Source organism: Proteiniclasticum sp. C24MP (assembly GCF_043951855.1).
GTDB lineage: Bacteria > Bacillota > Clostridia > Clostridiales > Clostridiaceae > Proteiniclasticum.
Window position 1 is genome coordinate 1 of sequence record NZ_JBINJW010000041.1, and the last position, 11,736, is coordinate 11,736.

Here is an 11,736-nt window from a genome sequence, read left to right on the forward strand (position 1 = left end):
TAAGAAAAGAGAAAGCTTTGGTACTTCATCTGGTCAGGTGCGGAGCGAAGCATAGTCTTCTGCTTTGAGCATGTAAAAACTGCAGAACAGGGAGTGAAAAATCATGAGTAGATCCAGACAGACGGCCGTGCATGTTCTTCTGGTTCCCGTTGCGATTCTGATATTTCTTATGCTGGCTTTTTTTCTCTATTATCTGATTTTCATGTTCGTAGCTAGGATGTTTCGTCCGGGAGCATATAATTATGTATCTCTGGTAAGAGGGGGATATGGAATCATACTTTTAGCGGTGGGTATTCTTATGCAGAGAACCCGTTATCCGTCGTGGGTCAGAGCGGGTCTATTTGCCAGTGGTGTAGGGGTGTTTTCCGTCACCATGAGTATTCTGCTGTATGAGACCCCGATACTGTCCATGGGTGTGGTGATCGCATCTGCGCTGGTGAGCATGATCTATTTTGTCATGAGTAAAAAAGAATGGTTCTATTACTATGGCGTGATTCTCTCCGCTGCAGCGGCGCTTTTTTACATCAGATAGAGTGATTCGCAGAAAATCCGAATGATGTTTCGGTAAGCCAGTAAATAAGGATTATACCGGCCTTTTCCACCTTCAGGAAAATATTTTCAAACTTATTTCTTTATCCATATCTGGTGGTCTGCATGCAGTCAGAAGACAGCGGCATGGCTCTCTGACATCTCTTTGAAAGCAGACAGGTGTATGTCTGGGGAGAAAGAAGGAATGAATGAGATCTAAGCGAGGAACACGTGAAATTTGCAGTTTTTCATTGACCAGATGTTAATATTATGATAATATATATAATCGTACTCTTGTAAAAGAGAGAAAAATAGGTTAGAATAGTAAACGGGATTTTTCGCAATTGTAATAGCAGAATAACTGCGGAAATCGCAACGTATGGTCACAATCCAGAAGTGCAAGGTCCTTAGGGATTCTATGCGCATTTTCTGGTTATTTTAGTTTATATAAGGGGTGAATGCTAATGGTACATCCTGTTCCAATTTCAACAGGAAAGAGGACGAGAATGAGTTTCGGAAGGGTTAAGGACGTCTATGATATGCCTAATCTTATTGAGATTCAATTAGATTCCTACAATTGGTTTCTAAGTGAAGGTTTAGATGAGGTTTTTGACGACATTAACCCTATTTCCAACTATGGTGGAAATCTGGTTCTGAAATTCATAGGTTTCCATCTGGACCGCGAGAACATCAAGTATTCCATTGAGGAATGCAAGGAAAGAGATGCTACATACTCAGCACCAATGAAGGTGAAGATCAGGCTTGAGAACATCGAAACCGGTGAGATCAAAGAGCAGGAGGTTTTCATGGGAGAATTCCCTGTGATGACCGAACAAGGAACCTTCATCATCAACGGAGCAGAAAGAGTAATCGTATCACAGCTGGTCAGGTCTCCAGGTGTATATTACAACGAGAGCATAGACAAAAACGGAAAGAAGCTTTATTCCGCAACAGTTATTCCTAATCGTGGTGCTTGGCTGGAGTATGAAACAGATTCCAATGAAGTCATGAATGTACGAATAGACAAGACAAGAAAGCTGCCAATCACAGTTCTTGCTAGAGCTATGGGATTCAGTTCCGATCAGGAGATTCTTGACTATTTTGGTGAGGATGAGCGTTTAAAAGCAACCCTTGAAAAAGATAATACCAATACTCATGAAGAGGGACTACTTGAAGTCTACAAGAGATTAAGACCAGGAGAACCACCAACAGTGGATAGTGCAACATCCCTGATCGATTCTCTGTTCTTCGATGCAAAGAGATATGACCTGTCCAAGGTCGGTCGTTACAAGTTCAACAAGAAGCTGTCCATTGCAGGCAGACTCTACAATCAGACTGCGGCAGAAGATGTGATCAATGGTGAAACAGGAGAGATCCTGGTATCCAAGGGTGAAAGAATCACGAGAGACATTGCCCATGAAATCATGGCTGCAGGAATCAACTTCGTTGATATTCTTGTAGAAGAGCAGGTGGTGCGTGTCATCGGTAACCATTTTGTTCACCTGTCCGATTTTGTATCATTCGATCCAAAAGAGGTTCACATCAAGGAAATGGTGCATTACCCAACATTAAGAGGCATTCTGGATCAGAATCTTCCTGAAGACGAACTGAGGGACGAACTGAAAAAGAATATCCATAACCTGATTCCGAAGCATGTGCTGAAGGATGATATTTTCGCAAGTATCAGCTACGAAATCGGTCTAGGCCATGGCGTAGGACATGTGGATGACATCGATCATCTTGGAAACAGAAGACTGAGATCCGTTGGAGAACTTCTCCAGAATCAGTTCAGAATCGGTCTTTCCAGAATGGAAAGAGTCGTGAAGGAAAGAATGACGATTCAGGATCAGGACAATATCACGCCACAGGCGCTGATCAACATCAGACCTGTAACCGCATCAGTGAAGGAGTTCTTCGGATCTTCCCAGCTGTCACAGTTCATGGACCAGACAAATCCGCTTTCAGAGCTTACGCATAAGAGAAGACTTTCTGCTCTGGGGCCTGGTGGTCTTTCAAGAGAAAGAGCCGGATTTGAAGTCAGAGACGTACATCATTCCCATTATGGAAGAATGTGTCCGATCGAGACGCCTGAAGGTCCGAATATCGGTCTGATCAACTCCCTGTCAACCTATGCGCGTGTCAATGAATATGGATTCATCGAAACACCATACAGACTGGTTGAAAAGGGCACCGGTAGAGTGACGACAGAAGTGAAGTACTTTACTGCGGATGAGGAAGATGAACTGCTGGTTGCTCAGGCCAATGAACTGCTGGATGAAAACTCCACGTTCATCGACGACAGAGTGACAGTAAGATACAGAGAAGATGTGCTGGTTATTCCAAAGGAAGAGGTAGACCTCATGGATATCTCTCCACGTCAGATCGTTTCTGTTGCAACAGCGATGATTCCATTCCTTGAGAATGATGATGCTTCCAGAGCACTGATGGGATCGAACATGCAGCGTCAGGCAGTTCCACTGCTTAAACCTGCTGCTCCTTATGTGGGAACAGGTATCGAGTACAAAGCTGCCTTAGACTCCGGAGTACTGCCAAAAGCAAGAAACGAAGGTACAGTCATCTATGTGAGTGCAAATGAAATCAAGATCAAGAGAGACGACAACGGATCCATTGATCATTATAAATTACTGAAGTTCAAAAGAAGCAACCAGGGTACATGTATCAATCAGAAGCCACTTGTGGTCAAGGGAGAACATGTGGAAAGAGGTTCTCTTCTAGCGGACGGTCCTTCCACAGACCTAGGAGAAATCGCTCTTGGTAAGAATATCAGAATGGGCTTTATCACCTGGGAAGGTTACAACTATGAAGATGCCATGCTGATTTCCGAAGAACTGGTAAGAGACGACGTCTTCACCTCCATCCATATTGAAGAATATGAAGCGGAAGCAAGAGACACGAAGCTCGGGCCTGAAGAAATCACAAGAGATATTCCGAACGTCGGTGAAGATTCACTGAAGGACATCGACGAAAGAGGAATCATCAGAATCGGTGCTGAAGTAAGAGCAGGAGACATTCTTGTCGGTAAGGTCACACCGAAGGGTGAAACAGATCTGACATCTGAAGAAAGACTGCTTCGTGCGATCTTCGGTGAAAAGGCAAGAGAAGTAAGAGATACTTCACTGAGAGTGCCTCATGGTGCCGCTGGTATCATCGTGGACATTAAAATCTTCACACGAGACAATCAGGACGAGCTTCCACCTGGTGTGAATATGCTCGTAAGATGTTACATCGCGCAGAGAAGAAAAATCTCCGTTGGAGATAAGATGGCTGGACGTCATGGTAACAAGGGTGTTATCTCAAGAGTCCTTCCTGAAGAAGATATGCCGTTCCTTCCTGACGGAAGACCACTGCAGATCTGTCTGAATCCACTGGGTGTTCCATCCCGTATGAACATCGGGCAGGTACTTGAAGTCCATCTCGGATGGGCGGCTGCGAAGCTTGGATGGCATGTGGCAACACCGGTATTCGATGGTGCATCTGAAAAGGACATTGAGGATACACTGGAAAGAGCCGGATTCAATAAAAACGGAAAAACCGTTCTCTATGATGGAAGAACCGGTGAGCCATTTGATAATGAAGTTACGGTAGGATACATGTATATCCTGAAGCTTGCGCATCTGGTTGATGACAAGATTCATGCCAGAAGTACAGGACCTTATTCACTGGTAACGCAGCAGCCACTTGGTGGTAAAGCGCAGTTCGGTGGACAGAGATTCGGTGAAATGGAAGTTTGGGCACTGGAAGCTTACGGCTCCGCTCATACGCTCCAGGAAATTCTGACCGTGAAGTCCGATGACGTGGTGGGTAGAGTGAAAACCTACGAATCCATCGTCAAGGGTGAAAACATTCCACAACCTGGAGTGCCAGAATCCTTTAAAGTACTGATCAAGGAACTGCAGGCCCTTTGCCTCAATGTAAAGGTGCTGAACGATGAGCGAGAGGAAATCGAGCTCAAAGAAGATTCCGAGTACGAAGAGGCTTCCATAGAACTCAAGGCCATCAAGATTGACTCCCCAGAGGATACAATCATTGATGTACCTGAAGAAATAACAGAAAAAACCCACGTCATCAAAGACGAGGATGATTTCGAAGAAGTAAGTTCAAACAGTTTCGCTGAAGATTTAGAGTAATTGAAGGGAGGATTACCCTTGATAGAATTAAATAATTTTGATGCCTTGAAGATCGGTCTTGCATCTCCAGATGAGATCCGAAGCTGGTCAAGAGGTGAGGTTAAAAAGCCTGAAACCATTAACTACAGAACACTGAAGCCAGAAAGAGACGGACTCTTCTGTGAGCGTATCTTCGGACCTATGAAGGACTGGGAGTGTCACTGTGGTAAATACAAGAGAGTCAGATATAAGGGAATCGTATGTGATCGTTGCGGTGTTGAAGTAACGAAGTCAAAAGTAAGAAGAGAGAGAATGGGGCACATAGAACTGGCTGCCCCAGTATCCCATATCTGGTATTTCAAAGGAATACCTTCCAGAATGGGTCTGATTCTGGATATGAGTCCAAGATCTCTTGAAAGAATCCTGTATTTCGCTTCCTATGTGGTGCTGGATCCTAAGGAATCCACACTCATGAAGAAGCAGATCCTTTCAGAGAGAGAGTACAGAGAACACATCGAGCAGGAAGGCTACGGCTCTTTCGAAGCGAAGATGGGTGCGGAAGCGGTGAAGGATCTCTTAGCAGAACTTGACCTGGAAGCCATGAGCATTGAACTGAAAGAAGCCCTGAAGACAGCCACCGGTCAGAAGAAGATCAGAATCATCAGAAGACTGGAAGTGGTGGAATCCTTCAGACAATCCGGCAACAGACCGGACTGGATGATCATTGACGTGATCCCTGTCATTCCACCGGATATCAGACCTATGGTTCAGCTGGATGGCGGAAGATTCGCCACATCTGACCTGAATGATCTGTATCGTAGAGTCATCAACAGAAACAACAGACTGAAGAAGCTGTTAGACCTTGGAGCGCCGGACATCATTGTAAGAAATGAGAAAAGAATGCTTCAGGAAGCAGTGGATGCCCTCATAGACAACGGCAGACGTGGCAGACCGGTAACGGGTCCTGGAAACAGACCGCTTAAGTCTCTGTCTGATATGCTGAAGGGTAAGCAGGGACGATTCAGACAGAATCTTCTTGGTAAGAGAGTAGACTACTCCGGACGTTCGGTTATCGTTGTCGGACCGGAGCTTAAGATGTACCAGTGCGGACTGCCTAAGGAAATGGCTCTTGAGCTGTTCAAACCTTTCGTCATGAAGAAGCTGGTGAGAAACGGTACAGCACACAACATCAAGAGTGCAAAGAGAATGGTTGAAAAGATTCAGCCGCAGGTATGGGATATTCTGGAAGAGGTCATCACAGACCATCCGGTACTTCTGAACCGTGCTCCTACACTGCATAGACTCGGTATCCAGGCATTCCAGCCTGTACTCATCGAAGGTAGAGCGATCAAGCTGCATCCTCTGGTATGTACAGCGTACAATGCGGACTTCGACGGTGACCAGATGGCTGTGCACGTTCCACTTTCCATGGAAGCGCAGGCGGAATCAAGATTCCTGATGCTTGCTTCAGGAAACATCCTGAAACCATCTGATGGTAAGCCGGTGGCGGTACCTTCCCAGGATATGGTCCTTGGTGCGTACTACCTGACTATGGAAAAAGAAGTGCCTGAAAACGAGATGAAGATCTTCTCCTCTAAGGAAGAAGCGCTCATGTCCTATCAGCTGAACAATGTGACCCTGCAGGAATCTGTAAAGGTCCGTGTAAGCAAGACAATAGATGGGGAAGTCAAGAAAGCCATCATTCAGACAACACTTGGAAAGCTTCTGTTCAATGAATACATTCCACAGGATCTGGGATTCGTAGACAGAGAAGTTTCTGAGAACGAAATGATGCTGGAAGTGAATTTCCTTGTAGGTAAAAAACAGCTTGAGAAAATCATCAACAGATGCTACATCAAGTATGGCCCAACAAGAACATCCGTGATGCTGGATGAAATCAAGTCTCTTGGTTTCCATTACTCCACCATCGGTGCGGTAACCGTTGCGATCTCAGATATGATCGTACCTGAACAGAAGAAAGAACTTCTTGCTGATGCGGATGCGACAGTCAAGAAGATAGAAAATATGTTCCGAAGAGGACTCATTTCAGAAGATGAAAGATATGAGAGAGTCATCGAAAAATGGACACAGACGACAGATGATGTGGCGGATGCCCTTATGGACTCCCTGGATCAGTACAATCCTATATTCATGATGGCGGATTCCGGAGCGAGAGGTTCCAAGTCCCAGATCAAGCAGCTTGCTGGTATGAGAGGACTTATGGCCAACCCATCAGGTAAGATCGTCGAACTTCCAATCAGAGCTTCCTTCGTGGAAGGCCTGAACATCTCCGAGTACTTCATCTCTACGCATGGAGCCAGAAAGGGTAATGCGGATACAGCGCTTAAGACCGCTGACTCAGGTTACCTTACTAGAAGACTTGTTGACGTATCACAGGACGTTATCGTAAGAGAAGCGGACTGCGGAACAGAAGAAGGAATCTACATCGAAGCCATCCGTGAAGGTTCAGAGATCGTGGAGACTTTAGGAGAAAGACTCACAGGAAGATACGCCCTGGAGGACATCATAAATCCTCAGGATGGAGAAATTCTTGTAAGAAAGAACGAGTACATCGAACCACTCATGGCTGAAAAGATTGATGAAGTCGGTGTGAAACGTGTCTATATCCGTTCTGTATTCACATGCAGAACCAAAGTCGGCGTCTGTGGAAAGTGCTACGGCATGAACATGGCGACCGGACAGAGAATCAACATCGGTGAAGCTGTGGGAATCATAGCTGCACAGAGTATCGGTGAACCTGGAACCCAGCTGACCATGAGAACATTCCATACAGGTGGAGTAGCCGGTTCCGATATCACCCAGGGTCTTCCTAGAGTCGAAGAGCTCTTTGAAGCCAGAAAGCCTAAGGGTCTTGCGGTGGTATCCGATACAAAGGGTACTGTAAGAATAGATGAAACCAAGAAGAAGAGAGTGGTCTATGTCTTATCCGAAGACGGAGAAGAATACACCTATGACATCTCCTTCGGTTCCAGACTGAAAGTACACGACGGAGATAGGGTAGAAGCTGGTGACAGCATCACTGAAGGTTCCATTAATCCCCATGATATCGTGAGAATCAAGGGAATAAAGGGTGTAAGAGAATACCTCCTTGCAGAAGTGCAGAAGGTTTATCGTCTGCAGGGTGTTGATACCAATGACAAGCATATCGAAGTGGTCGTCAGACAGATGACAAGAAAGGTGAAGGTGGCGGAAGCCAACGATACCAATCTGATGCCAGGTGTTCTTGTGGATATCTTCGATTACGAAGAGGAAAACAGGAGAGTAAGAGAACTGGGACTTCAGGAAGCTGAAGGTGAACAGGTTCTACTGGGAATCACCAAGGCATCCCTTGCAACGGATTCATTCCTTTCTGCTGCATCCTTCCAGGAGACTACTAGAGTTCTGACTGATGCGGCCATCAAGGGTAAGATCGATCCGCTGCTTGGACTGAAGGAAAATGTTATTATCGGTAAGCTCATTCCTGCAGGTACAGGTATGAGAAGGTACAACCATATCAAGCTCTCCACCGAAAGAGAAATGGTTGAAATGCCTGAGGTTGATGAAGTTGACCTTTTTGAAGAAGAATAATTTTTCTTTACAATGCCAAAGTATGGTGATAAAATAAACTTTGTGTGATTTTAGCTGACCAGAATCGGACGAGTCCGATTCTGGAGCAGTTTGATCTTTATGCTGAAGACTCTTCACAATAACTTAAAAGTTATTTAAAGACTAATGTTTTCATATGAGGTAAAATATTCAGTGGAATCACAATTGCCGGAACAGATTTTTGTTCCATGTTAAACTGCTATATTAAATGTAATATAGATACACACATCAAAATGGAGGTGAAATGATGCCAACTATTAACCAATTAGTAAGAAAAGGTAGGGAAACAGTTATTTATAAGACTGGTTCACCAGCCCTTAAGGAAGCTCCTCAGAAGAGAGGCGTATGTACTGTAGTTAAGACTACTACTCCTAAGAAGCCAAACTCAGCGCTTAGAAAAGTTGCGAGAGTAAGACTTGTAAACGGATTTGAAGTTACTGCATACATCGGCGGTGTAGGTCATAACCTGCAGGAACATAGTGTTGTTCTGATCAGAGGTGGAAGAGTTAAGGACTTACCAGGTGTAAGATACCATATCGTAAGAGGTGCTCTAGACAGCGCTGGCGTTACTGGTAGAATGCAGAGCAGATCAAAGTATGGTACGAAGAAACCAAAAGTCAAGAAATAGTTGACAATGACATAGTGCTATGTTTAGGATATAGATTGGAAAATAGTAGGTTTTCATTCATATAGAATACACAGAGCGCTTTGCGGTGAGACATCACCGAGTACCGATGAATTAATTTAGTTAAGGAGGGAAGAAAAGTGCCAAGAAAAGGATACATTGCAAAAAGAGAAGTTTTAGCTGATCCAATGTACAACTCCAAGGTTGTAACAAAGCTGATCAACAGCGTAATGGAGGATGGCAAGAAGGGTGTAGCGCAGAAGATAGTTTATGAAGCATTCGGCATCATAAACGAGAAGACAGGAAACGATCCTGTTGAAGTATTCGAAGCAGCTATGAACAACATCATGCCATTACTCGAAGTCAAGTCAAGAAGAATAGGTGGTTCCAACTACCAGGTTCCAATTGAAGTAAGACCAGAGAGAAGACAGACACTTGGTATCAGATGGCTACTTATAGCAGTTGAAAAGAGATCTGAAAAGTATGCAAGAGAGAGATTAGCTGGAGAGCTGATGGACGCTGCAAACAACACAGGTTCAGCTGTTAAGAAGAGAGAAGATACACATAGAATGGCAGAAGCTAACAAAGCGTTTGCTCATTACAGATATTAATTTTGAGCATAGAACTGTTTTGGCGTTGCTGAAACAGTTCTATGCAATATAATCACGAGAGGAGGAGTCCGTGTGGCAAGAGAGTTCCCTTTAGAAATGTTTCGTAATATAGGGATTATGGCACATATCGACGCAGGTAAAACAACCACCACTGAGCGTATACTTTTCTATACAGGAAAGACACATAAAATCGGTGAAACACATACTGGTGAATCACAGATGGACTGGATGGCTCAGGAAAAAGAAAGAGGTATTACAATCACTTCCGCTGCTACAACAGCAAACTGGAAGGGACATGTTATCAATATTATCGACACCCCAGGACACGTAGACTTCACTGTTGAAGTTGAACGTTCCTTAAGAGTGCTTGATGGAGCTGTTACAGTTCTTGATGCCAAGAGCGGTGTTGAACCACAGACTGAAACCGTATGGAGACAGGCTGACAAATACGGAGTTCCAAGAATTGTATACATCAACAAGATGGATGCAACTGGAGCTGACTTTTTCAAGTCCGTTGAAACAATCAAGGACAGACTGAAGTGCAACGCAGTTCCAATTCAGGTTCCAATCGGAGCTGAACAGGGATTCAAGGGCGTAGTTGACCTTGTAACAATGGAAGGAATCGTTCATCTTGATGACCTCGGAAAAGAGATCGAAGTTGGACCAATTCCAGAAAGCGTACAGGCTAGAGCAGATGAATACAGAGCGATTCTTGTAGAAGCAGTGGCGGATCTTGATGAAGATCTTACAATGAAGTACCTGGAAGGGGAAGAAATCACTGTTGAAGAAATGAAGGCAGCGCTAAGAAAAGGAACCATCAACAACGAAATCGTTCCTGTAATCTGCGGTTCTTCATACAAGAACAAAGGCGTTCAGGAAATGATCGATGCTGCAGTGGATTACCTTCCATCACCAGTGGACATTCCACCTATCGCAGGTGTGACTCCAGACGGTGAAGAAGATTCAAGACCTGCAGATGATAATGCGCCTATGTCCGCACTTGCATTCAAGATTGCGACAGACCCATTCATCGGTAGACTTGCATTCACAAGAATCTACTCCGGTGTCATGACTTCCGGTTCCTATGTAATCAACTCTACAAAGGGCAAGAAGGAAAGAGTCGGTAGACTAGTTAAGATGCACGCCAACCACAGACAGGAAGTCGAAGAGCTGAGAGCCGGAGAAATCGGAGCGGTTGTTGGTCTTAAGGATACTACTACAGGAGATACTCTTTGTGTAGATTCAGACCAGATCATCCTTGAATCCATGGTATTCCCAGAGCCGGTTATTTCTGTAGCCATCGAGCCTAAGACCAAAGCTGGTCAGGAAAAGATGGGTATAGCGCTGGCAAAGCTTGCTGAAGAAGATCCAACCTTCAAGACATTCACTGACCAGGATACTGGACAGGTAATCATTGCAGGTATGGGTGAGCTTCATCTTGAAATCATCGTAGACAGACTGCAGAGAGAATTCAAAGTAGAATGTAATGTCGGTGCTCCTCAGGTTGCTTACAAAGAAACCATCAAGAAGGCTGTTAAGGCTGAAGGTAAATTCGTAAGACAGTCCGGTGGACGTGGACAGTACGGTCATGCTGTAATCGAACTGATTCCAGTTGATGAAGATTATTCATTCGAAAATGCCATCGTTGGTGGTGTTGTTCCAAGAGAATATATCCCAGCAGTTGATCAGGGTATCAGAGAAGCATCCCAGGCGGGTGTTATCGGTGGTTACCCAACCATCAACTTCAAGGCAAGAATTGTAGACGGATCTTATCATGATGTCGACTCCAATGAAATGGCCTTTAAAGTAGCTGGTTCCATGGCGTTTAAGAATGCTATGGCTAAGGCGGACCCAGTAATTCTTGAACCAATGATGAAGGTTGAAGTCATCGTCCCAGAAGACTACATGGGAGACGTAATTGGTGACATCAACTCCAGAAGAGGTAGAATCGAAGGTATGAGCGACAGAGCAGGAGCTAAGGTTGTTACATCATTCGTACCACTTTCAGAAATGTTCGGATATGCGACTACGCTAAGATCCAAAACTCAGGGTAGAGGCGTTTACTCCATGGAATTTGATCACTATGAACCAGTTCCAAAGAGCATTCAGGAAGAAATCGCAGGAAAGAAGAACGCTTAATTAGAGTTTTAAGGAGGAGAAAATAATGGCAAAAGCAAAATTTGAGAGAAGCAAGCCACACGTCAACATCGGAACCATCGGACACGTTGACCACGGTAAA

Annotated in this window: 6 protein-coding genes; all 6 read left to right on the top strand. The window is 44.6% G+C overall.

The features are described 5' to 3' along the window. Positions 1 to 103: 103 nt before the first annotated feature. The gene (locus ACHAL6_RS15040; RefSeq protein WP_395271476.1) at positions 104 to 532 is read left to right on the top strand and encodes a hypothetical protein; all 429 of its coding nucleotides are present in this window, start codon (positions 104 to 106) and stop codon (positions 530 to 532) included. A 460-nt stretch (positions 533 to 992) separates the two neighbouring features. Next, complete coding sequence (gene rpoB / locus ACHAL6_RS15045) at positions 993 to 4,676, top strand: DNA-directed RNA polymerase subunit beta (RefSeq protein ID WP_395271477.1); 3,684 nt, start codon at positions 993 to 995, stop codon at positions 4,674 to 4,676. 18 nt (positions 4,677 to 4,694) lie between these two features. After that, positions 4,695 to 8,243 carry a DNA-directed RNA polymerase subunit beta' gene (gene rpoC / locus ACHAL6_RS15050; protein ID WP_395271478.1) on the top strand — a complete coding sequence of 1,183 codons (3,549 nt, stop codon included), beginning with the start codon at positions 4,695 to 4,697 and terminating at the stop codon, positions 8,241 to 8,243. Positions 8,244 to 8,508: 265 nt separating this feature from the next. Next, positions 8,509 to 8,889, top strand: coding sequence for a 30S ribosomal protein S12 (gene rpsL, locus ACHAL6_RS15055; RefSeq protein ID WP_207599311.1), 381 nt, complete (start codon positions 8,509 to 8,511; stop codon positions 8,887 to 8,889). Between the two features lie 137 nt (positions 8,890 to 9,026). Further along, positions 9,027 to 9,497 (top strand): 30S ribosomal protein S7, encoded by a 471-nt coding sequence (gene rpsG / locus ACHAL6_RS15060; protein ID WP_207599310.1) that lies wholly within the window; start codon positions 9,027 to 9,029, stop codon positions 9,495 to 9,497. A gap of 72 nt (positions 9,498 to 9,569) precedes the next feature. Further along, on the top strand, positions 9,570 to 11,636 hold the full coding sequence (gene fusA, locus ACHAL6_RS15065) for an elongation factor G (RefSeq protein WP_395271479.1): 2,067 nt from the start codon (positions 9,570 to 9,572) through the stop codon (positions 11,634 to 11,636). The last annotated feature ends 100 nt before the right edge of the window (positions 11,637 to 11,736 follow it).